Below are 22,989 nucleotides of genomic sequence, written 5' to 3'. Positions count from 1 at the left end.
CGGTGTACGAATTTATGTGACCTTAAGTGAATGCGCTTCGCGTCGCGCCGCTCAGGCAGCCGCCGCTGTCGCCTGCTCCGCCTCGGGCGCGGTGACGACCAGCACGCTGCACGACACGCGGTCGAGCAACCGGCGATCGTCGCGACCTTCCCACCACCGCTTGAGCGGCCCCCGCCGATGGTGGCCCAGCACGATGAGATCGGGATGCAGTTCCTCGCAATAGCTCGCAATCACGTCGATCGGCCTTCCTACGACGAAATGCCCTGTCGCCGCGAGCCCCTTTTCCTGCAGACAGGCCACCCCGTCACGCAAGATTTCGCGCGCCGCCTCCTCGGCGGCTTCGAATGGGACGGCCGACGCGATGTCCGTGCCCCATTGCAGCGGCGCCTGATCCAGCACCGCCAGCAAATGCGTCTGCGCGCGGCACTCGCGGGCGAGGTCGGCGCCCTCGCGCAGCGCCCGGCGCCCTTCGCGCGTTGCGTCATAGCACAGCAGAATCCTGTTGAACGCGGTCATGATCTGTCTCCCCCCGAATTTCCGGTACTGCCGGTGGTGAGATTCCGAACACGCGCGGGCCGCGCCGTATCCGGGACGTTGCCTTCATTATGGCCTTTACGTCACGTCTTGATATAAATAAGGCAGAAACGGCGCCTCTGCACGCACCCGAGTCGCTCGGGGCAAGATCGGCGTCACTTCAGCCTGTGCCGAATCGGGCCGCCGCCGGAGCCGCCACAAACGAACGCCGATGCTGCCTGCAAATCACAACAGCCAAACGTTCCACACGCGCATAGTGGACCTGATATGCACCGAGCATCCGTCTCCCCATCCAACGCGGCCTGCACGGCCCGAACTCGTAACATCTCAGTTACACAATTCACTGGTATAAGGGCGCCCAGCCTGAAACATTCGTTACATTTGTATCGTCATACCGTTTAATCGCAGGCCTCGCATTTTTTACCTGTCAGCAAGATTCCTTTCGAAACCTTTATCCAGGCTTACGACGTTTTTCATGTTCGCTTTATGTGTTTCGCATTCCCTGCGGCTTTGCTGGAAAACCCTTATAGGCAAGGCCCTGCGGCTATTCCGTCGGGGAAACTCAATGCGCGACGCATTGTCGCAAGGCCCCTCGCGAATAGCAGAAAAAATTACCGAAAATAAATTACAACAGTCGGATTATTTTTGATCCGAGGGATTGATTTCTGAGATTAGCCCTCATACAATTCCCTCAAGGTTGTTACGAGATGTAACAACCTGTATCAAAGAGTCGTGTCGAGCCACAGAGCGAAGATCGACCACAAGACCAGAAAAGATACAACGGCGAAAAAAGCCGGGGGGTTAAATTCGGGGCTTCGGAAACTACAGAAATGGACCGCAGCAGCGAGACGCTGGAATCTATCCGCGAAATTAATTTGTCGTATCTGATGCTCGCGCAGCGCATGCTGCGCGAGGACAAGCCGGTCGGCATGTTCCGACTGGGACTGTCGTCGGAACTGGCCGATTTGCTTGGCGGTCTGTCGCTCGCGCAGATCGTCAGGCTGGCCTCTTCCGACCAGCTTCTCTGTTTCTTCCGCTTCGACGATCATGCGATGTTGTCCGCGCTCACGCAGACCAGCAAGCATGCCGACGTGGCGGCTACCCATGCGGCCATCCTGCTTGCGGGACAGCCGGCCGGCCAATTCGCCTGAGGGTGACGTCCATGACCACGCGACGCAGCCTCACCGAAGACGCCCAGGAAGTGTTTCGTGCGATCGCGCTGATCGAACTGGGTGCGCGCATGCAGGTGCTCGAAAGCGAACTCTCGCTCTCGCGCGACCGCATGATCCGCCTGTATCGCGAGATCCGCGGCGTGTCGCCGCCCAAAGGTATGCTGCCGTTCTCGGCGGACTGGTACATGACGTGGCTGGCCAACATCCACGCCTCGCTGTTCTATAACACCTACCTGTTCCTCAAGAACGAAGCGCGTTGCTCGCATCTCGACGCGCTCACCAAGGGGTTCCGGCTGTATCTGGAACACTGCCGCCACAGCGGGGCCGAGCCGGTGCTCGACCTCACGCGTGCGTGGACCCTGGTGCGGTTTTTCGATGCCGATATTCTGCAGATGACGCCTTGCTGCCGTTGCGGCGGTAAATTCGTCGCGCATCGCCACGACCTTCAGCACAACGTCGTGTGTGGCGCGTGCCAGCCCCCATCGCGGGCCGGCAAGACGAAGAAGGCGGCTGCAGCGCGACGGGGCGCCGAGCAGACCGAGAGCGACCTTCCGGCAGAAGTCATGTCGGATGGCATTGCCGAGGCTGCATAAGCGTAGGAGAACAGATCCGGGTCAACCGGACGTGAGACCAAGACGCGAAACCGTCCGGTGCCTGCGCGCATCGGACGGCGAAGCGCTTTCTTTTTCCCCGCAGCGCCCTTCCCCCTCTTTCAATTCCCGCTGAAGGTCTGCCAAACGAGCCACAGGTTCGCCGCCGAAATCGCGACGAACAGGAACCACGCGATCAGGCGCGTGTGTAGCCGGTTCACGAACTCGCCCATCAGCGCACGGTCGTTCGTCATGCGGATGAGCGGCCAGAGCGCGAACGGCAGCTGCAGACTCAGCACCACCTGGCTCGCCACCAGTAGTTTGCTCACCGCGCCGTTGCCAAGCAGCGCCACGCCCGCAAAGGCGGGGATCAGCGCGAGCACGCGCGTGATCAGCCTGCGCTGGTAGCACGGAATCTTCATCTGCAGGAAGCCTTCCATGATGACCTGGCCAGCCACGGTGCCCGTGAACGTCGAGCTTTGACCGGAAGCGAGCAGCGTGATCGCGAACAGCACCGCCGCCGCGCCCGTGCCGACGATCGGCGCAAGCAGCCTGTAGGCCTCTTCGATATCGGTGACCTCGGTGTGTCCGTTGGCATGGAACGCCGCCGCGGCCAGGATCAGGATCGCCGCGTTGATGAGCAACGCGAGCAAGAGCGAGACGATCGTGTCGAGACGCGACAGGCCGATGGCTTGCGCGAGACTCTTGCGGTCGCGCTTGACGGCGCGCGTCTGCACGATCGACGAATGCAGATAGAGGTTGTGCGGCATGACGGTCGCGCCGAGAATGCCGATCGCCAGATAAAGCGGCTCCGCCGACGATATGGCGTGCCACGACGGCACCGCGCCCGCGAAAACGGAGGCCCAGTGCGGTTTCACGAGCGCGAGCTGAATGACATAGCCGAGGCCGATCGTGGCGATGAGCCCGGCCATGATCGCCTCGAGCGAGCGGAAGTTCTTGCCCTTCAGGCCGAGCACGATGAGCGTGTCGAACGCGGTGAGCACCACGCCCACCATCAGCGAACAGCCCAGCAACAAGTGGAACGCCAGCGCGCCGCCCAGCACCTCGGCGAGATCGCAGGCGATGATCGACAACTCGGCGAGCAGCCACTGCCCGAGCGCCACGGGCCTCGAATAGCGCTCGCGCGAAAGCGCCGCGAGATCGCGTTGCGTGACGATGCCAAGGCGCATGGAGAGGCATTGGAGCACGATTGCCGCGAGGCTCGACAGCACGACCACGAACAGCAGGCTGTAGCCGTAGCGCGAGCCCGCCTCGATGTCGGTGGCCCAGTTGCCGGGGTCCATGTAGCCGATCGACACCAGCAGGCCGGGGCCCGCGAACTGCCAGAACTTCTTCCAGAACGGCGCGCCCGGCGAAACCTCGATGCTGCCCTGCACTTCCGAAGGGCAAAACGGCGCCGTCGCCGTGGTCGGTAGGCGGAACTCCAACGGTTCGATCCTCAAGGGTTGACGCGTCGCGGCGCATGCCGCGATCGGGCCCTCAAGTGTACAGCGTCGGCTGCGGCAGCTCTCTCAAGAGCGTGAAGCGGCCCACGTCGCGCAGTCGATAGTCGAGCGGATCGTGCAGCGTATGCACGCGCGCGTTGCGCCAGAAGCGGTCGAGCGCGAGCGCCGCGCCCGTGGCGCGCGCGCCGCACGCCTCGAAAAGCTGCTCGCCGGCTGCGAGCGCGGCGCGGTGCGCGACGATCTTCGCCTCCGAAATCGCGAGCGAGACTTCGGCGCGCGTGGCCGCGACGAGCGCCTCGCCTTCGTCCCAGGCCGAGTCGAGCAGCGCGCCCGCGCGATCCGCCAGCACGGCTGCCGCCAGCGACTGCACGCGCATCTCGCCAAAGCGCTGCTGCAAATAGGGATCGTCGGCCACCTGCTGCACGCCCGAATTCACCCACGGCCGGCCATTTGCGAGCACGTAGGCGCGCGCTTCCTCCAGCGCGCCCTCAGCGAGGCCCACGAAGAGATTCGTAAGCACACCTTGAGAAACCAGCGTGCGCAGCGTGGCGCGCGGCGTATCGGGGCGCTGCAGCACTTCCCCTGCGCGGACTTCCACGTTTTCGAACGACACGGTGCCGCTATCGGTCTGACGCTGCCCGATCGGATCCCAGTCGTCGTGCACCGTGATCCCGGCACGCGTGGTGGGCAGCACGGCAAACATCGGGTTGCCGCTGACGGGATCATGGGCGCTCACGGTCATCATCTGCGAACCGTAGGTGCCCGAACAAAATCCCTTCTTGCCGTGCAGGCGCCAGCCGCCCGCGCCATCGGGCTGCGCGACGAGCCGCGTATCGATGGGATTCACGGCATTGCCCCACCACCAGCGGTGCTCGACGGTGCCTTGCAGCCAGTTCGCGCGCTGCGTGGCGCTGCCCCACAAGTCGACGCTCGCCACCTGGAGGCACTGGAAGCCCAGCAGATGCGCGAGCGCACTGTCGACGCGCGCCAGTGCGCGAATCGTTGCGTAGATATCGCTCCAGCGCATGCCGCCCTCGCCGAAGCGGCCGCCGAATTCGCGCGGCACCGCCAGCGTGAGCAGCCCGGCGTCGGCGATGCGTTGCTTTTCGGCCGCGGCGTGGCCGCCCGCGAGATCGCGTTGCGCGGCGTTCGCGCGCAGCGCTTCGAGCAGCGCGGCGAAGCGCGCGTCCTCCTGTTCCTGCCCGCGAGGGCGCAGTGCATTGTTCATACCGATATTCCCCGAATGAGAGGCTCAAAACAGGCAAAGCGCCCGGCAAGGGCGCTTTGCGCGTCAGGACGAACGGCTGCGTCGCTCAGGTTCGCCGCAAGAGGCGCCGCACCAGCACGTCGCCCGTGAACTGCACGGCCGCGACGATCGCGATCAGCAGCACGATCACGGTGACCATGACCGTGGTGTCGAAGCGTTGATACCCGTAGCGTATCGCGAGATCGCCAAGGCCGCCCGCGCCGACGGCGCCCGCCATCGCCGAAGAGCCGATCATGGCCACCACGGTGATCGTGAATCCGCCCAGCATACCGGGCAGCGCCTCGGGCAGCAGCACATGCCACACGATATGGCGGCGTTGCGCGCCCATGGCCAGGGCGGCCTCGATCAGGCCGCGATCGACTTCACGCAGGCTCACTTCGGCCACGCGCGCGAAGAACGGAATCGCCGCGATGGAGAGCGGCACCACGGCGGCCCACACGCCGATGGTCGTACCGACGACAAGACGCGTGAACGGAAGCAGCGCGACGAGCAGGATGATGAACGGCGTCGAGCGGAACGCGTTGACGAGCGCGCCCAGCGTGGTGTTGAGCGCGGGCCGCTCGAAGATGCCGCCGCGCGCGGTCGTGACCAGCAGCAGGGCGATCGGAACACCGATCAGGAGTGCGAATATTGCCGATACGCCGACCATCAACAAGGTGTCGCGGATGCCTTCGAGAAGTTCCGTGATCCAGATTTCAGACATAGCCGAGCACCTCCACACGGCTAGCGTAGCGCCGTGCCTGCGCGGCCAGCGTGGCCGCTTCGTCGGCGGTGCGTGCAGGCGCCGACACGACGATCCGACCTTGCGCGCGGCCTTGAATCCGCTCGATGCCGCCGTGTACGAATTGCACGCCCTGCGCGCCGAACGCCTGTGCAAGCGCGGCAAGTTCGGGCTCTTCTGCCGCCTCGCCCGTGAAGCGCACGTCGAACAGCGCGTGGGCGCCCGCTTGCGGCGAAACTTGAATGCGCGCGGCGATGTCGTCGGGCAGTTCGTGACGAGGCGAGTGCAGCAGCGCGCGCGTCGCCTCGTGTTGCGGATCGCCAAACACGCGCCAAACGGGACCGTGCTCGACCACCTCGCCGCGCTCGACGACCGCAACCGTATCGCAGACGTCGCGAATCACTTCCATTTCGTGCGTGATCAGCACGATGGTGACGCCAAGGCGCCGATTGATGTCGCGCAGCAGCGCGAGAATGGCGCGCGTGGTTTCCGGATCGAGCGCCGACGTCGCCTCATCGCACAGCAGGATATCGGGCTCGTGCACGAGCGCACGTGCAATGCCGACGCGTTGCTTCTGCCCGCCCGACAAGCGCGCGGGCCACGCGTCGCGGCGCTCGCTCAGGCCCACGAGGTCGAGCAGCGCGTTCACGCGCGCTTCGATGGAGGCTTTCGGAACGCCCGCGATCTTCAGCGGCAGCGCGATATTGTCATGCACCGTCTTCGCCGAAAGCAGATTGAAGTGCTGGAAAATCATGCCGATGCGCCGGCGCAGTGCGACCAGCCCGCGCTCGTCGAGTGCACCCACGTCGACGCCATTCACGCGCACGCTCCCGCTGGTGGGCTTTTCGAGCCCGTTCACGAGCCGCAGCAGCGTGGATTTGCCCGCGCCGCTGCGCCCGATGATGCCGAACACGTCGCCGCGCGCCACCTGCAAGTCGACACCTGCGAGCGCCGCTTGCGCGCTGCCTGCATAGGTCTTGCCGACTTTGTCGAACACCACTGCGGGTTGCGACGCGTCGGCACGACGCGCCGCCTCGCCCGCCGCCGGCCCCGCCTCGATAAAGCGCGCCGTCCCGAACCATTTCATCTTCGCTCTCTCCTCTTCGTGGGTCGCGCGCACTACCAGGCGACCGCGTACAGGCTGCCGAAGGCCTTGTCGAGTTCCTTGCGCACGGCCGGCGAATGCTGATAGATGTCGATGAACCTGCGGATGCGCGGATCGTTCACGCTTTCGGGGCGCACGACGAACTGAAGCGCGAACGCCTTGTTTTCGACGCCGTCAAAAAGCAGCGCGCTATTCGGATCGATCGTGCCCGCGAGCTTGATGAAACTCGGGTAGCCCTGCGCGAGATCGACGTCGTCGAGCGAACGCGCGAGTTGCGACGCTTCGAGCTGAACGATCTTGATGTGCTTGGGATTGAAGATGATGTCGAGCGTCGTGGCGCGATAGTCCACTCCCGGCTTGAGCTGGATGAGCCCTGCGCGCTGCAGCAGCAAGAGGCCGCGCCCGCCGTTCACGGGATCGTTCGCGATGGCCACGGTCGCACCATCCTTCAGGTCTTCGAAGCGTTTCACCTTCTTCGAATAGAGGCCGATCTTCATGATCGTTCCTGGCGCGATGGCGACGAATTTATAGCCGCCCTGCTTTTCGGCGTTCTCCAGAAACGGCGTGTGCTGGAAGTAGTTGACGTCGATGTCCTTGTTCGCGAGCGCGGCGTTGGGCGTATTCCAGTCCGTGAACTCGATGATCTTCACGTCGACGCCCTGCGCCTTGGCCTCGCGCGCCGCTTCCTGGAGCGCGGGTGTTTGCGGCGTGGTGGCGATGCCGATCTTGAGCGTGGGCGTGTCCGCATGCGCAGTCGCCATCGCCGCCGAGAGCGACAAGGCCAGGGCCGTCAGCAAAGCCGAACGCTGGAAAACACGCTGAAAAAAGGAAGGGCGCCATACGGCGCGCACGGCTCGGCTCATCGCAGTCCTCGAAGAGAAGTTGTTCGTTCAGTGAGGAGCGACGCGACGGGGTCAGCGGGAAAATCGCCTGCGCGCGGGAGGCGCGCCGCCCATCGCATCGGCTCCAGATGCGTTCAGGCGATGATAGGGGCGCGGTGCGGCGGGGTCTACGAAGCGATTTCGCAAAGGAAATCGCAGTCTGCGATATGCGCGCCGGCGGCGGACCGGCGCGCGCCTTTGAGCTTCTCCCGCAGGACTCAGCGCGAAGCCAGTGGGGCGGGCGGCGGCGCGCCATCGCCGGGCTTGGCATCCCCCCAGCCGCCGCCCAGCGCGCGGATCAGGTTCACGGTCGCCACCGCCTGCGAGCCCTGGAGATGGCTGGCCTGCAATTGCGAAACGAGCACCGACCGTTCGCTGTCGATCACGTTCAGATAGCTCACCTCGCCTTCCTCGTATTGCGTGCGCGAAAGATGCGCGGACTGCTGCGAGGCGCTCACCGCGTCGTTCTGCTGGCGAATCTGGTCGTCGAGCAAACGCAGGTCGGAGAGATTGTCCTCCACATCGCGGAAGGCCACGAGCACCTGCTGGCGGTACTGCGCGACATCTTCCTCATACTTCGCGCGCGACTGTGCGAGATTCGCCTTGCGTCTGCCGCCGTCGAAGAGCGGCAGCGTGAGCGCCGTCCCCGCGAGCGGCCCGAGCAGGAACGCGCGGCTCGACCACATAAACAGGTCGCCGAGCGTGGCCGACTCGAAGCCAGCCGCACCCGTGATGTTGAGCTGCGGGAAGAACGCTGATTTGGCGAGACCCACGCGCGCGTTCGCGGCCGCCATCGCGCGCTCGGCCGCGGCGACGTCGGGCCGGCGCTCCAGCAGTGCGGAAGGCAGACCGGGCGGCACTTGCACGACCACGGGCGCGAGCGGCGTTTCGGGGAACGTGAAGTCCGCCGGCGCCTTGCCCAGCAGGATCGCCAAGCTGTGCTCCGAGGCCGCGCGCTGGCGCGCCACGCCCACCGCATCGGCGCGCGCGCTCGCAAGCTCGTTGCGCGCCTGCGCCACGTCGAGCGCGCTGATGTCGCCTTCCTTGAAGCGCCGCTCGACGAGCTTGAGCGCGTCTTCGCGCAGCGCCACCGTGCGGCGGTACAGGTCGACGTCGGAGTCGAACTGGCGCAGCTGGAAGTAGTTTTGCGCGACGTCGGCCTGCAACGCGAGCTGGACCGAGCGGAACAAGGCTTCGCTCTGCTCGGCGTCCGCCTGCGCGGCGTGGACGTTCGAACTCACGCGGCCGAACAGGTCGACCTCGTAGCTCGCCGTGGCCTGCGCGCGCCACAGCGTTTGCGCGGGCACGTTGGCGTTCTGCGGCAGATAGAGCGAAGCCGGCGAGACACGCTCGCGCGTCGGGCCGAAGCCCGCATCGATCGACGGGAACCACGAGGCGCGCGCGGCCTGCGTGACGGCGCGCGCCTGCTGCACGCGCGCGGCCGCCGCCTTCAGGTCCTGGTTCGCTTCGAGCGCCTGCTGTTCGAGCTTGTCGAGCGTCGGGTCGCCGAATACGGTCCACCAATCGCCGCGGTGCGCGGCGTCGGCGGGCTGCGCCGGCTTCCACGTACCCACGTCGTGCGGATCGGCGTGCTGCGTCTGCTGCGGCGCTTCCTTGTACGCTGCGGGCACAGCCGCGTCGGGCACCTTGTAGGTCGGCTCGACCGAGCATGCCGCGAGCCAGGCAAAGAGCGCAACGCTCGCCGCGATTCGCGCGAGGCGCCAGCCTCCCGGCACAACGTTGCCGCTATAGCGCAAGTTCGATTCGTTAGTCATGTTTATCATTCTCCCTTGGCGCCTCAAGCGTCGACCATCGACTGGGGCTTGCGCGCGTTGTCCTTCTGCGCGACGTGAATCTTGCCGCCCGCGAGCGTACGCAGCACCACGTAGAACACCGGCGTGAGCAGCAGACCGAAAGCCGTCACGCCCAGCATGCCGAAAAACACCGCCACGCCCATCGCATGACGCATCTCCGAACCCGCGCCGCTGGAGAGCACGAGCGGCACCACGCCCATGATGAACGCGATGGACGTCATCAGGATCGGGCGCAAGCGCAGGCGGCTCGCCTCGATGGCGGCGGTGAGCGGCGTGTGTCCGTCGTGCTCCAGTTCGCGCGCAAATTCCACGATCAGGATGGCGTTCTTCGACGCGAGGCCGACGAGCACCATCAAGCCGATCTGCGTGAAGATGTTGTTGTCGCCCTGCGTGAGCCACACGCCGGTCAGCGCGCACAGCACGCTCATCGGCACGATCAGGATCACCGCGAGCGGCAGGGTGAGGCTTTCATACAGCGCGGCCAGCACGAGGAACACGAGCAGCACGCTGATCGGGAACACCCAGATGCCCGCATTCCCCGCCAGCACCTGCTGATACGTGAGATCGGTCCATTCGAACTTCACGCCATGCGGCAGCACCTCGGCAGCGATGCGTTCCGCCGCCGCCTGCGCCTGGCCCGACGAGTAACCGGGCGCGGGGCCGCCGTTGATGTCGGCGGCGGTGTAGCCGTTGTAGCGCACCACCATTTCGGGGCCGTACGTGGGCGTGACCGTGATGAGCGACGAGAGCGGCACCATCTCGCCAGCGGCATTGCGCGTTTTCAGCTGCAGGATGTCGTCGGCCTTCTGGCGGAACGGTGCATCGGCCTGCACCCGCACCTGGTACACGCGCCCGAAGCGGTTGAAGTCGTTCACGTAGAGCGAGCCGAGATAGATCTGCATCGTATCGAACACGTCCGTGACCGGCACGCCAAGCTGCTTCGCCTTCGTGCGGTCGAGATCGACGTTCAGCTGCGGCACGTTGATCTGATAGTTCGAGAACGTCGGACCCAGTTCCTTCGTTTGCGACGCACGCTTGACGAAGTCCTGAGTGGCGCGATTGAGCGCCTCGTAACCCAGCGCACTGTGATCCTCCAGCTGCATCTTGAAGCCGCCCAGCGTGCCGAGGCCCAGCACCGGCGGCGGCGGGAACACGGCGACGAACGAATCCTTGATCGCCGCGTACTGCTGGTTCAGCGCGCCCGCGATCGCCCCTGCCGAAAGGGCCTTGCCCTTGCGGTCCTTGAACGGCTTGAGCGTGACGAACACGATGCCCGCGCTCGAGCTATTGGTAAAGCCGTTCACCGAAAGGCCCGGGAACGCCACCGCGCTTTCCACGCCGGGCTGCTTGAGCGCAATGGCGCTCATATCGCGAATCACGTTCTCCGTGCGGTCGAGCGACGCGCCGTTGGGCAGTTGCGCGAACGCGATCAGATACTCCTTGTCCTGCGCGGGCACGAAGCCGCCCGGCACGATACGCGCCATCAGCACGGTGGCGCCGAGCAACACCACGTAGATCGCGAGCATCGCGCCCTTGTGATGCAGCACGCCGTTCACGCCGCGCCCATAGCTTTCGGAGCCGCGCTGGAATACCTTGTTGAAGCGACGGAAGAAGCCGCCGAGCACGAGGTTCATCGCACGTGTGAGCCAGTCCTCCTTCTCGCCATGGCCGCGCAGCAGGAGTGCCGAAAGCGCGGGCGAAAGCGTGAGCGAATTGAACGCCGAGATCACCGTGGAGATCGCGATGGTCATCGCGAACTGCTTGTAGAACTGGCCCGTGAGACCGCTCATGAAAGCGAGCGGCACGAACACGGCCACGAGCGTGAGCGCAATGGCGATGATCGGCCCGCTCACTTCCTGCATGGCCTTGTATGTCGCATCGCGTGCGGACAACCCGCTGGCGATGTTGCGCTCCACGTTTTCCACGACCACGATCGCGTCGTCAACGACGATACCGATGGCAAGCACCATGCCGAACAGCGACAGGGCGTTGATGGAGAACCCGAACGCAAGCAGCAGCGAGAAGGTCCCGACGATCGACACGGGCACGGCGATGAGCGGAATGATCGAAGCGCGCCACGTTTGCAGGAACACGATCACGACGATCACCACGAGCGCGATCGCTTCGAGCAGCGTATGCACGACGGCTTCGATGCTCGAGCGCACGAACTGCGTGGGGTCGTAGACGATACGGTAGTCCACGCCCGCGGGCATGTCCTGCTTCAGATCCTTCATCGCCGCGCGCACCTGGTCGGAGATGGCGAGCGAGTTCGCGCCCGGCGCCTGGTTGATCGCGAGCGCGACGGCGGGCTTGTTGTCGAGCAGCGAACGCAGGCCGTATTCGGAGGCCGCCAGCTCGATGCGCGCGATATCGCGCAGATACGTCACGCCGCCATCGGGATTCGTCTTGACGATGATGTTGCCGAACTCGCTTTCCGTGCGCAGCCGGCCGCGCGCATTCACGCTCAGCTGAAACGGCGTGCCGGGCACGCTGGGCGAGGCGCCGATCACGCCCGCCGCCACCTGCACGTTCTGCTCGCGAATCGCGTTCACGACGTCGTTGGCCGTGAGATTGCGCTGCGCGACCTTCTGCGGATCGAGCCAGATGCGCATGGCATAGTCGCCCGCACCCCACAGCTGCACTTCGCCCACGCCCTGGATATTCGAGAGCCGGTCCTTCACGTTGAGCAGCGCGTAGTTGCGCAGGTACGTCATGTCGTACTGATTGTTCGGCGAGATCAGGTGCACCACCATCGTGAGCGTGGGCGAGCTCTTGATGGTCGTGATACCGAGACGCTGCACATCCTCCGGCAGGCGCGGCAGCGCCTGGTTCACGCGGTTCTGCACGAGCTGCGTGGCCTTGTCCGGGTCGGTGCCGAGGCGGAACGTGACCGTGAGCGTGAGATTGCCGTCGCTATTGGCCTGCGACTGCATGTACAGCATGTTCTCCACGCCGTTGATCTGCTCTTCGAGCGGCGCCGCCACGGCTTCCGCAATCACCTTCGGGTTCGCGCCCGGATACTGCGCGTGGACGACCACCGAAGGCGGCACGACTTCCGGGTACTCGGAGATCGGCAACTGGAACAGCGCGATCACGCCGGCCAGCAGGATCAGCACGGACAGCACGCCCGCGAAGATCGGCCGGTCGATGAAGAATTTCGATATGTTCATAGGTTGCTCTTTTTCATGACGCTCATCTTTGAACGCGCAACGATACGCGCGCGTCTTCAGACGATTAGGGTTCCTGATTGGCTTCGAGGCGAATGCCGGGATCGCATACGCCCGCCGCTCGTCAGGACGTCTTTGCCGTCTTGCCGGCGTTCGCCGCGGTATGGGTCGAGTCGGCGTCGGGGTCGCCGTTCATCGGCACCATGTGCGAACGCACCGTCTCGCCGGGCCGCACGCGCTGCGTGCCGTTCACCACCACGTGGTCGCCGGCGTTCAGGCCGCTCACGATCACGCGCAGGTTGCCCTGCTGGCCGCCCGTCTGCACGTTGCGGTAGGCGATCTTGCCGCTGCCGTCCACGACGTAGACGAACTTCTTGTCCTGGTCCGTGCCGATGGCGGCATCGTCGACGAGCAGCGCCGGATGGGGCGCGCTGCCGCCCACCTTGATGCGTGCATAAAGCCCCGGGACGAGCGCGCCATCGGCGTTGTCGAAGCGCGCGCGCACGCGGATCGTGCCCGACGTGGTGTCGAGCCGGTTGTCCACCGACTCGATCGTGCCCTTGCGCGAATAGCCGGTTTCGTTCGCAAGACCCAGTTCGACAGGCACCTTCGAGCCGTCCTTCATGCGGCTGATGTAGTCGAGGTAGGTCTGCTCGTCGGCGTCGAACTCGGCGTAGATGGGCGATACGGAAACGAGCGTCGTGAGCGGCGCGGCGCTCGCCCCCGCCGAAACGACGTTGCCCACCGTGATCTCGGCGCGCGACACGCGCCCCGCAACGGGCGCGACGATGCGCGTATAGCCCAGATTGATCTGCGCGGCTTCGAGCGCGGCCTGCGCCGCCTTGAGATTGGCGCTCGCTTCGCGCGAGGCGTTCTGCTTCTCGTCGTAGTCGCGCTTCGCAATGGCGTTGTCGCCGATGAGTCGCTGCGCGCGCTCCCAGTCGCTTTGGGCGTAGCCCGTGCGCGCCTGCGCGGCCGCGAGTTGCGCCGCCGCTTGATCGACGGCCGCCTGGTACGGACGCGGATCGATCACGAAGAGCGTGTCGCCCTGCTTCACGAGCGCACCGTCGCGGAAGTTCACGGAGACGATCGTGCCCGACACCTGCGGACGGATCTCCACTTTTTCGACGGCGGCCATGCGGCCGGAGTAGGTCTGCCAGTCGGTGATCGTGCGGTTGACCACGGCCGCGACATCGACTTCGGGCGCGGGCGGCGCTTCGGCGGCCACGGCGGGATGGGAGTCGAGGCGCACGGCCCCGAGCGTGCCCAGCCCCGCGACCACGAGCACGCCAATGACCGCCAGCGCGATGCGGGTACGGGATTGCGAAAAGAGTGACATGTCGGACTCCAGAAATAATGGTTGATTGTTCTTGACTGGTTCGGCATCACCGCGGCGCCGGCGCTTCGCCTACGAGGCGCCTGCGTCGAAGCAACATTGGAAAAACCGCAGCGCTTCGCTGAGCGCGGCCGGATGCGCCGCGAGGTTCGCGTGCGAGACGCTCGGGTAACGCACCACCTGGGTGCGCACGCCGGCATCGATCAGGCGGCTCGCGTACTTCTCCGCTTCGATGTGCAGCACGTCGTTCTGTGCGGTCACGATGAGCGTGGGTGGCAGCCCGCCGAGCCGCAGCGATTCGAGCGGCGCCGCGTATGGATGCATGCGCTGCGCGGCATCGGGCAGATAGGCCCGATAGCACGCCGCGCATTCGCTTGCGGTGATGTCCGAACCGAGCCGCGCTTCGTCGCCGAGGCGCGTGAGGCTCGGGTCCAGCATCGGCGCGAACAGCGCCTGGGCCGCGAGCTTCACGTCGCCGCGATCTCGACCCATGAAGGCGAGCACATTGGCGATCTGGCCGCCCGCGTCGTGGCCCGCCGCAAGCACGCGCTTCGGGTTGCCGCCGAAGGCGCGGGCCCGCGTGAGCGCCCAGAGCGCCGCGCGATGCGCGTCTTCAGGCGCGGCGGGAAACGGGTGCTTCGGCGCAAGCGAGTAACCCACGCTCACTACGAGCGCGGGTAAGCGTTCTGCGAGAAAACGCCCGACGGCGTCCGCTTCGTCGATCGACCCGCGCACGAAGCCGCCGCCGTGGAAATACAGCAGCACCGGCAGGCCGTTCGCGCCTTCGGGGCGATACAGGCGCAGCGGGATCTGCTGCGCATAACCTTCGATCGCCACGTCGGTCGTGAGCAGCGTGTGTGCCTTGCTGGGCCTGGCGGGCGCGGAAAGAGGCACAGCCGCCGGCACTTCGGCGAGCGATGCGTCTTCCGCGGGAATCCAGGACGCCGGGCGTTTAAAGACATCCATGTCGAATCGGCGCAATGCGCGAGAGTAGCTTCAGATGCAGCGAATTGTGGGTTCGGCAGACTTGCAAATAAATGCCTATAATCCGGCAACACAATTCGGCGCACCTGAACAATCTGTCTCTTCTTTTCGCGCGAGCGTTCATTCAAGCACCGCGCGGCGTGCGTCCGAACACTTTCGGAGAGTGGCAATGGACCGCCTTCAGGCCATGCAGGTGTTCACCCGCGTCGTCGATACCAACAGCTTCACGCGCGCAGCCGAGACGCTCGACATGCCGCGCGCATCGGTCACGACGATCATTCAGAACCTCGAAGCGTTTCTCGGCGTGCGCCTCATGCACCGCACGACGCGGCGCCTCTCGCTCACGCCCGACGGCGCCGCGTATTACGAGCGCTGCGTGCGCATTCTCGCCGACGTCGAGGAAACGGAAACCACATTCCAGGATCGCAACCGCAAGCCGCACGGCAAGCTGCGCATCGACATGCCCGGTTCGATCGGGCGGCTCATCGTGATTCCATCGCTGTGCGAATTCCACGGGCGCTATCCGGACATCGATCTGCAGCTCGGGCTCTCCGACCGCCCGGTCGACCTGCTTCAGGAAGGCGTGGATTGCGTGGTGCGCGTGGGCGCGCTCCAGGATTCGTCGCTGGTGGCCCGGCGCATCGGCATCTTCGAAGGCGTGTCGTGCGCGGCGCCCGCGTATCTCGAGCGCCACGGCACGCCGCAAACGCTCGAGGAACTGGCCGAGCATCGCGCCGTGAATTACTTTTCATCGCGCACGGGGCGCGTCATCGACTGGGCCTTCCTCGTCGACGGCAAGGAAGTGGAGGTCAAGCTCAAGAGCATGGTCTCGGTCAACGATGCGGATGCCTATGTGACCTGCGGCATCGAGGGCTTCGGCCTGATCCAGGCGCCGCGCTACATGGTGCTGCCGCATCTGAAGTCGGGGGCGCTCGTCGAAGTGCTGCCCGATTTCAAGCCGCTGCCCATGCCGATTTCGGCCGTGTATCCTCACAGCCGCCATCTGTCGCCGAAAGTGCGCGTGTTCGTGGACTGGATCGCCGAAGTGTTCGACCGTTGCCCGCTCCTGAGCGGCCGCGCCTCGCTCGACAAGGCCTGCACGATGCGAACGATCGAAGAGCGCGAAAACGCGCCGGCGCTCGAAACGCCGGTCGTTTCGGAATGGGCCGCGTAGTTGCCCGCGTAAGTTGGACGGCGTAGCGCTGCGCCCGCCGTCGAAGCCGCGTCCGCAAAGGCTTGCGCGGGCGCGGCGCAGCGATTGTTCCGGATTCTCGACAATTGCTTTCGCGTTCCGGCCGTTTATCGCGAACGGCCGCGCAACTACATTTGCTCCTGTCGCCGCAGCCCTCGCGGCATCGATATAACAGGAGCAGATCATGACACGCACTCTCGCTACCGCCATTGGCGCCACGCTCGCTCTCTCGCTCGCCGCGAGCGCTTCGGCCTTCGCCCAGGACAACAGCGCCCCGAAAACGCGCGCCGAAGTGAAAGCCGAAATCGTCGCCGCGTATCGCGACGGCACCCTGCCCTCGCTCAACAAGACGACCTACCCCGAGCAAAGCCTGATCGGCCGCACGCAAGCGCAACGCATCGCGCTGCAGGAAGGCCGCGCAAACGGCCCCGCTCGCGTCGCGCAGGCTGGCGAATAACGCCGCAAAGCGCATCGACATTCAATCGCAAGGCCAGGAATAGAGGAGTCCGATATGAATTCGACCGTACCGTCCGAACTCGAACAGTGGGACAACACGACGCCCGTGTGGATGCCGTTTCGCCACTAGTGCGCCACGTGTAGGTCTGAAAAGGCCCGCCGGTTCAGCGACCGGTGGGCCATGGCATTACCGCTGCACGAAATCCGGCTCGAAGAACACCCAGCGCACGACGGGAAAGCGCGCCTGCAAAGCGGCTTCGATTTCGTTGATCGCCTCGACCATGGTGCGGCTGTGCTCGTAGTCGAGCATTTCGCACTGCACGGCCACCATCACCTCCTTGCCCCATTGCAGGGTAATGAGGCTGATGATGCTGCGAATCTCGGGGCGCGAGCGCAGGAACGTTTCGATCTCCCGCCGCATTTCCGGACTCGCCGATTCGCCCACGATCATCGACTTCACCTCGCGCGCGATGAACCAGGCGATCAGCATGAGCAAAATGCCCACGCCGATCGAGCCGCACGCGTCCCATACGGGATTGCCTGTCACGACCGTGAGCAGCACCGCCGCGAACGCAATGGCGAGACCTGCCAGCGCGGCGATATCTTCGCCGGCCACGACGAGCAGGTCCGAGTCACGGGTTTCGCGCGCCCAGCGCCACAGCGATTTCGTGGGCGCGCCCTTGCGGATCTCGCGGATCGCGCCGTAAAGCGAAAACGCTTCGAGCACCACCGAAATGCCGAGCACGACGAGCGCCACGTACACGAAGCGCAACGGTTCGCGAAGGATCAGCCGGTGAACGCCCTCGTACACCGAGAACGCGCCACCCACGAAGAACAGCAGCAGCGCGACGAGCAGCGAGTAGAAGTTGATCGCGCGGCCCGTGCCCATCGGGTGCAGCGGCGTAGCCGGCTCGCGCGACTGGCGCAGGCCGAAGAGCAGCAGCAGCTGATTGCCGCAATCGGCCGTCGAGTGAATCGCTTCCGCGAACATCGATCCCGAACCCGTGAACGCCGCGGCGGCATACTTGCAGACGGCGATGCCGAAATTCGCAGCGAGCGCGTAGAAGATGGCTTTCGGCGATTCTCCGCTCATCGCGCCCTCATGCCGCTTCCACGCGGGCCGGGCCTTCGCGCATTTCCCCGATCACGCGCGCCTCGTCGAAGCCGTCTGCGCGGAAAATCGCCAGCACTTCGTCCACGCTTTCGGGCGCGCACGCCACGAGCAGGCCGCCCGAGGTTTGCGGGTCGGTGAGCAGCGTGCGCGCGCTTTCGGGCAGGCTGGGCGCGAGCGTGACGGCCTCGCCGTACGAGGCCCAGTTGCGCCCGGACGCGCCCGTGAATACGCCCTGATCCACGAACTTCTGCACGCCCGGCAGCCACGGCAGGTCGGCATAGCGCACGTGCGCCGTGAGGTTCGCGCCGCGCGCGATTTCGAGCGTGTGGCCAAGCAGCCCGAAGCCGGTCACATCGGTCATGGCGTGGACGCCGGGCAGTTCCGCCAGCGTCGCGCCGGGCTTGTTGAGCTGGGTCGCCGCGGCCACCATGGCCTCGTAGCCGGCGGCGTCGAGCAGCTCCTTCTTGAGCGCGGCCGACAGCACGCCCACGCCGAGCGGCTTGCCCAGCACGAGCACGTCGCCCGCGCGCGCCGATGCGTTGCGCTTCACGCGCTGGGGATGCACCACGCCGAGCGCCGCGAGCCCGTAGATGGGCTCGACGGAATCGATCGAATGGCCGCCCGCCACGGGAATGCCCGCTGCCGCGCAGACATCCTCGCCGCCGCGCAGCACCTGCGCGATCACGTCGTGCGGCAGCACGTTGATGGGCATGCCGACCAGCGCGAGCGCGAGAATCGGCTTGCCGCCCATCGCGTAGACGTCCGACAGCGCGTTGGTCGCGGCGATGCGGCCGAAGTCGTACGGGTCGTCGACAATCGGCATGAAGAAGTCCGTGGTCGCGACGATCGCCTGCTCGTCGTTGAGCTTGTAGACGGCGGCGTCGTCGGCGGTCTCGGTGCCGACCAGCAGGTTCGGAAACGCGGCGGTCAGCGGCGTGCTGCGGGCGAGCAGCGCGGAAAGCACGCCCGGCGCGATCTTGCAGCCGCAGCCGCCGCCGTGCGAAAGGCTCGTGAGGCGCGGCACGGCGGCGCCGATGGCGGGTTTCTCGTTCATGTCTGGAAATCGTCCTGAAAGTGCCGGATTGAGCTTCGTATTATGGGGCAATCGTCGGACGGACGATCCGTGCGGGCGCGCGGCGGCCCCGGCCTGGCTTGGCCTGGCCGGCTCAGGCCGGCCCGGCCGCGGCGGCGCCGGCGACGTCGACGGCATGGAGCGCGTCGGCGAGCCAGTGCGGGTCGTCGTGCGGCAGATCGTGCCCCGCCCACGGATGCTCGACGTGCGGCGCGCACCAGGCCCTCGCGAGGCGCTCCGAGCAAACCGGATTCACGAGCCTGTCACCGCGTGACGACACGACGAGCACCGCACAACGCGGCACGCCGCGCGCCTCGAAACGCGCGGCAGCGGCTAGCTGGCGCAGCGCGTTTGCACGGCTCACGCCCGCGCTGGCACGAATCGCACGCCATGCTTCGAGGTCGGCGGCGAGCGTGTCGCGGCGCGCGCAGGTCAGGCCGTGTATCAGCGTCTCGGCAATGCTCTCGCGGTCGCGGCCGCTCCAATGACGCGCCACGCGCACGAGCGCGGGCCATGCGGCGGGCCGCAAGCGCTCGTACGGTCGGCTATATGGCCGCATGCTCGTGTTGACGAGCGCAAGCCTCGCGATCTCTTCGGGGTAGCGCAGCGCCCACGCCGTGGCCACCATGCCACCCAGCGACATCGCGAGCACGCGGTAGGGCGCGTGTGCGCCGCGCCGCCGCGCCTCGGCACGCAACGCGTCCACGTAGGCCTCGACCGCGAAGGGCGAGCGTTGGCTCGCCAGTGCGCCGTTGCCGGGCAGATCGATGGGCAGCCCGCCGCCTTTCGCGGCGAGGAGCGTGGCGAACGCCCCCCAGTGGCGCGATTCGCGCGTGAGGCCGCGCAGCAGGATCCACGGTCCGCTCATGCGCCCGGCCTTTTGTACCAGTGCCCGATCGCGCTTTGCAGCACCTGGTCGCGCGTCACGCCCTCGGGCAGCCAGCGCGGCGCCGAATATGCCGCGCGCGTGAGGAACTCGAACAGGTTCGCGTGGCGGCGCAGCACGCGCGCGGTACGATGCGCCATGAGCGGATTGAACATGCCTTGCCGGGAGAAGATCTGGCGCGGGTTCTTCTTGATCCACAACCACGAGCCCAGTTCGAGCGTGAGCGGCAGGAAGACATTGCTCGCGGGCGCGCGGTCGTACGCGCAATCCCAGAGGTCGCCGTGCAGCAGATATTGATGGCTCTGCGGCTCGAAGGTGTAGCCGTGGTGCGGATGCGCGCGCTCGAACATCGTCTTGAGCACGTACATCTCGGGCAAGTGGCGCATGAGGCGGCGCGTGCGCGCGTACGGAAACCAGATACTGTCGCTCCAGCCGTAGCCCGAATGGCAGTCGAGCGCGAACGAAAGCGGCCGGCTCGTGAGCTCTTCGCCGACGATCTCGAGGAGCGCCGCCGCCTCCACCTCCATCGGCGCGCCGCGCCTGCCGCGATACCAGGGCAACCACGAGCCGACGCGCTGGCCGCCCGCTAGAAAGGGCACGCGTCCATCGGCGTCTTGCGGCCCGTTGCGCATGAGGTCCACGCCATTCGGGTTGGCGCGCGTGGCGAGCCACATGCCGCCGGGGTTGAAGATCGGGGCGAAGACGATGCGCACCGATTCGAGCTGCCGCGCGAGCAGGTCGTCCCACGCCAGACGCCCGACCAATGCCCGCATGTAATCGAGCACCAGTTGCGAGCCGATGCGCTCGAGACCATGAATGCCGCCGAAGAACCCGATGGCGGGCGCAGCCGGATCGCGCGAGCCGATCGCCGCCACGTAGAGCGAAAAAGTGCGCCCCCGCACCTCGACTTCGCCCGCGCTGCGAATATCGAACCAGCGTGCGCCGGCATCGAGAATCTCCTTGAGTTCCTCGTATTCCGCGAAGCTGTCGGGTAGGAAGCTCAGTGCCTGCATGGCGCCGGTTTCGTCGCTCGTTCGGATCAGGGCCGGGATGCGCGGCCGCATTGTCTACAACTGCTTTGTGCTTGCGGTTCTTGTCGACGATGTGTCAATCATGAGTCAAAGACGAGTCGGCAAAACCAGGGACAGCATGTGCGTTGCCCAACAATATAGCCGCTTCCCTCGATGTTGAGCATGACAGATGTTTGGCGTCATGTGGCTGTCACATGGTGTCAAATTTATCGCTCCCTCAGAAGACCTCGATACGTATAGTCGTCTAGACGTCGCGACACCTTCACTCAACCGTCACAGTCGCTTCCTAGAATGAGCCCTCGACTACACAGTGATGGTTCGTTATGGACGCCATACGCATCGAACGCCTCTCGAAAAGCTTCGACAGTGGCCGCAAGGCGCTCGACGAAATCAACCTGCGCGTCGGCGAGGGCGAGATGGTCGCGTTGATCGGCGCGTCGGGTTCGGGTAAATCGACCTTGCTGCGTCATATTGCGGGCTTCACGGCTTCCGACCCGCAGCCTTCGCGCATCGAAATCCTTGGTCGTCCTATTCAGCAGGACGGACGGATCGTGCGGGAAGTGCGCCGCATTCGCCGCGACATCGGCTTCGTGTTCCAGCAGTTCAATCTCGTGCATCGCCTCACGGTCGAAACGAATGTGTTGATCGGCGCGCTTGCGCGACTGCCGCTGTGGCGCCGCCTCACGGGCCGCTTTCCGCGCGCCGAGCGCGAGCTGATGCTTGCCGCGCTCGGCGAAGTGGGCATCGCGCACAAGGCCGCCGAACGCGCCGCGAATCTCTCGGGCGGGCAGCAGCAGCGCGCGGCGCTCGCACGCGCGCTCGTGCAGCGCGCGCGCCTCATCCTCGCCGACGAGCCGATCGCCTCGCTCGACCCCGAATCGTCGCGCCGCGTGATGGACATGCTGCGCATGCTGAACCGCGAACACGGCCTTACGGTGCTCGTCTCGCTGCATCAGGTGGATATCGCCATGGAGTACTGCCCGCGCACCGTGGCGCTGCGCGACGGACGCGTGGTGTACGACGGCGCTTCGGGCTCGCTCACGCCCGCCTTGCTGCAACAGCTTTACGGCAGCGCCGCGCGCGAACTGCTCGAACCGCATGCTGCCCCTTCGGCTGCCCGGCGCTTCGGCGCGCAACCGCGCGCGGCCTGATAACACCACGCATTCTTCAACCCGTTACATTTTTCTCTCACCACTGACCGCTCCCATGACACTGCTCCGCTCGATGCTCTCCTGGTGCGCCGCCGGCGCCGTCGCGTTCGCCTCACTCGGCAGCGCGGCCGCCCACGCGGAAGACCTCAACTTCGGCATCATCTCGACGGATTCTTCGGCGGTGCTCAAGCAACGCTGGCAACCGTTCATCGACGACCTGAACAAGCAGACGGGTTTGAGCGTGAAGGCGTTCTTCGCCACTGACTATTCGGGCATCATCGAGGCGATGCGCTTCAACAAGGTGCAGATCGGCTACTTCGGCAATGCTTCGGCCATGGAAGCCGTGGACCGCTCGAACGGCGAGATCTTCGCGAAGGTGCTCTACGCGAACGGCGACACGGGCTACAAGTCGGTGCTGATCACGAACGTGAACAGCCGCGTGAAGTCGATCGACGATGTGTTCAGGAATACAAAGGATCTCACGCTCGGCTGGGGCGATCCCAATTCGACGTCGGGCACGCTGATTCCGGGTTACTACCTGTTCGCAAAGCACGGCGTTTCGGTGAATGCGTCGAACTTCAAGACGGTCTTGCCGTCGAGCCACGAAGCGAACGTGCTCGCCGTGGTGAACAACAAGGTTGATATCGCCACCAACAACACCATCGAGCTCGCCACGCTCCAGAAGAAGAACCCGGACGGTTTCGCCCAGGTGCGCGTGCTGTGGACGTCGCCGCTCATCCCGTCCGATCCGCTCGTCTACCGCAAGGATCTGCCCGAAGCGACGAAGCAAAAGCTGCGCGACTTCTTCTACCACTACGCGAAGACGGATCCGCGCGAGAAGAAGATCATGGCTGATATCACGGGCTTCGCCGGCTTCGCGCCCTCCACCGACGCGCAGCTGCTGCCGATCCGCCAGGTCGCGCTGTTCCAGCAGAAGGAGAAGATCAACGCCGACACGCATCTCTCCGACGAAGACCGCAAGAGCCAGCTCGCGGCCATCGACGCGAAGATCGGCGCGCTCGCCGCATCTGCGAAGCAGTAATGGGCGCG

The 22,989-nt window shown here is 65.6% G+C and carries 20 protein-coding genes; 6 read left to right on the top strand and 14 right to left on the bottom strand.

Annotated features, from left to right (window positions below; translation table 11 throughout):
- Window positions 1-51: 51 nt before the first annotated feature.
- Entirely contained in the window at window positions 52-516 is a 465-nt protein-coding gene (locus VSR34_RS19180) for a universal stress protein (protein WP_028230686.1), read from the bottom strand.
- A gap of 848 nt (window positions 517-1,364) precedes the next feature.
- Between VSR34_RS19180 and flhD the strand changes: the two genes are divergently transcribed.
- Together flhD and flhC are read left to right on the top strand one after the other, a co-directional pair.
- On the top strand, window positions 1,365-1,685 hold the full coding sequence (flhD, locus tag VSR34_RS19175; protein WP_028209695.1) for a flagellar transcriptional regulator FlhD: 321 nt from the start codon (window positions 1,365-1,367) through the stop codon (window positions 1,683-1,685).
- A gap of 11 nt (window positions 1,686-1,696) precedes the next feature.
- Complete coding sequence (gene flhC / locus VSR34_RS19170) at window positions 1,697-2,299, top strand: flagellar transcriptional regulator FlhC (protein WP_036017677.1); 603 nt, start codon at window positions 1,697-1,699, stop codon at window positions 2,297-2,299.
- A gap of 119 nt (window positions 2,300-2,418) precedes the next feature.
- Here flhC and VSR34_RS19165 read toward each other — a convergent pair whose 3' ends face one another.
- The 9 genes from VSR34_RS19165 to VSR34_RS19125 form a co-directional block, all read right to left on the bottom strand.
- The gene (locus VSR34_RS19165) at window positions 2,419-3,744 is read right to left on the bottom strand and encodes an Nramp family divalent metal transporter (protein ID WP_342963202.1); all 1,326 of its coding nucleotides are present in this window, start codon (window positions 3,742-3,744) and stop codon (window positions 2,419-2,421) included.
- A 52-nt stretch (window positions 3,745-3,796) separates the two neighbouring features.
- The gene (locus VSR34_RS19160) at window positions 3,797-4,990 is read right to left on the bottom strand and encodes an acyl-CoA dehydrogenase family protein (protein WP_028209698.1); all 1,194 of its coding nucleotides are present in this window, start codon (window positions 4,988-4,990) and stop codon (window positions 3,797-3,799) included.
- 85 nt (window positions 4,991-5,075) lie between these two features.
- Entirely contained in the window at window positions 5,076-5,732 is a 657-nt protein-coding gene (locus VSR34_RS19155; protein WP_028209699.1) for a methionine ABC transporter permease, read from the bottom strand.
- Entirely contained in the window at window positions 5,725-6,837 is a 1,113-nt protein-coding gene (locus tag VSR34_RS19150) for an ATP-binding cassette domain-containing protein (RefSeq protein ID WP_342963201.1), read from the bottom strand. The genes VSR34_RS19155 and VSR34_RS19150 overlap by 8 nt, the downstream gene beginning before the upstream one ends.
- 32 nt (window positions 6,838-6,869) lie before the next feature.
- Complete coding sequence (locus VSR34_RS19145; RefSeq protein ID WP_342963206.1) at window positions 6,870-7,616, bottom strand: MetQ/NlpA family ABC transporter substrate-binding protein; 747 nt, start codon at window positions 7,614-7,616, stop codon at window positions 6,870-6,872.
- A gap of 338 nt (window positions 7,617-7,954) precedes the next feature.
- Window positions 7,955-9,511: an efflux transporter outer membrane subunit gene (locus VSR34_RS19140; RefSeq protein ID WP_342963200.1), complete on the bottom strand. Its 1,557-nt coding sequence runs from the start codon at window positions 9,509-9,511 to the stop codon at window positions 7,955-7,957.
- A gap of 23 nt (window positions 9,512-9,534) precedes the next feature.
- On the bottom strand, window positions 9,535-12,720 hold the full coding sequence (locus VSR34_RS19135; protein WP_028209703.1) for an efflux RND transporter permease subunit: 3,186 nt from the start codon (window positions 12,718-12,720) through the stop codon (window positions 9,535-9,537).
- 121 nt (window positions 12,721-12,841) lie between these two features.
- Window positions 12,842-14,056, bottom strand: a complete 1,215-nt coding sequence (locus tag VSR34_RS19130; RefSeq protein WP_028230691.1) for an efflux RND transporter periplasmic adaptor subunit — start codon at window positions 14,054-14,056, stop codon at window positions 12,842-12,844.
- 69 nt (window positions 14,057-14,125) lie between these two features.
- Window positions 14,126-15,019 carry an alpha/beta hydrolase gene (locus tag VSR34_RS19125; protein ID WP_028209705.1) on the bottom strand — a complete coding sequence of 298 codons (894 nt, stop codon included), beginning with the start codon at window positions 15,017-15,019 and terminating at the stop codon, window positions 14,126-14,128.
- A 187-nt stretch (window positions 15,020-15,206) separates the two neighbouring features.
- Here VSR34_RS19125 and VSR34_RS19120 point away from each other — a divergent pair, with 187 nt between their 5' ends.
- Both VSR34_RS19120 and VSR34_RS19115 read left to right on the top strand, forming a co-directional pair.
- Window positions 15,207-16,211 carry a LysR family transcriptional regulator gene (locus tag VSR34_RS19120; RefSeq protein WP_028209706.1) on the top strand — a complete coding sequence of 335 codons (1,005 nt, stop codon included), beginning with the start codon at window positions 15,207-15,209 and terminating at the stop codon, window positions 16,209-16,211.
- Window positions 16,212-16,413: 202 nt separating this feature from the next.
- Window positions 16,414-16,686: a DUF4148 domain-containing protein gene (locus VSR34_RS19115; RefSeq protein WP_028209707.1), complete on the top strand. Its 273-nt coding sequence runs from the start codon at window positions 16,414-16,416 to the stop codon at window positions 16,684-16,686.
- A gap of 186 nt (window positions 16,687-16,872) precedes the next feature.
- Here VSR34_RS19115 and VSR34_RS19110 read toward each other — a convergent pair whose 3' ends face one another.
- From VSR34_RS19110 to VSR34_RS19095, 4 genes are all read right to left on the bottom strand, one after another.
- Window positions 16,873-17,778, bottom strand: a complete 906-nt coding sequence (locus VSR34_RS19110; RefSeq protein WP_028209708.1) for a cation diffusion facilitator family transporter — start codon at window positions 17,776-17,778, stop codon at window positions 16,873-16,875.
- A 7-nt stretch (window positions 17,779-17,785) separates the two neighbouring features.
- Window positions 17,786-18,853, bottom strand: a complete 1,068-nt coding sequence (gene selD / locus VSR34_RS19105) for a selenide, water dikinase SelD (protein WP_028209709.1) — start codon at window positions 18,851-18,853, stop codon at window positions 17,786-17,788.
- A 112-nt stretch (window positions 18,854-18,965) separates the two neighbouring features.
- Window positions 18,966-19,739 (bottom strand): alpha/beta hydrolase, encoded by a 774-nt coding sequence (locus VSR34_RS19100; RefSeq protein ID WP_036044731.1) that lies wholly within the window; start codon window positions 19,737-19,739, stop codon window positions 18,966-18,968.
- Window positions 19,736-20,770: a M14 family zinc carboxypeptidase gene (locus VSR34_RS19095; protein WP_028209710.1), complete on the bottom strand. Its 1,035-nt coding sequence runs from the start codon at window positions 20,768-20,770 to the stop codon at window positions 19,736-19,738. Before VSR34_RS19095 ends, VSR34_RS19100 begins: the two co-directional genes overlap by 4 nt.
- A 341-nt stretch (window positions 20,771-21,111) precedes the next feature.
- Between VSR34_RS19095 and phnC the strand changes: the two genes are divergently transcribed.
- Both phnC and phnD read left to right on the top strand, forming a co-directional pair.
- Window positions 21,112-21,939: a phosphonate ABC transporter ATP-binding protein gene (phnC, locus tag VSR34_RS19090; RefSeq protein WP_342963199.1), complete on the top strand. Its 828-nt coding sequence runs from the start codon at window positions 21,112-21,114 to the stop codon at window positions 21,937-21,939.
- A 55-nt stretch (window positions 21,940-21,994) separates the two neighbouring features.
- A complete protein-coding gene (phnD, locus tag VSR34_RS19085) occupies window positions 21,995-22,981 on the top strand; it encodes a phosphonate ABC transporter substrate-binding protein (RefSeq protein ID WP_028209711.1) in 987 nt (328 codons plus the stop codon).
- Window positions 22,982-22,989: the final 8 nt, after the last annotated feature.

Origin of the sequence: Paraburkholderia sp. JHI2823, assembly GCF_038900695.1 — a bacterium.
Classification (GTDB): domain Bacteria; phylum Pseudomonadota; class Gammaproteobacteria; order Burkholderiales; family Burkholderiaceae; genus Paraburkholderia; species Paraburkholderia mimosarum.
Note: the sequence above shows the minus strand (reverse complement) of the source record. Positions and strands in the feature narration are given on the sequence as shown.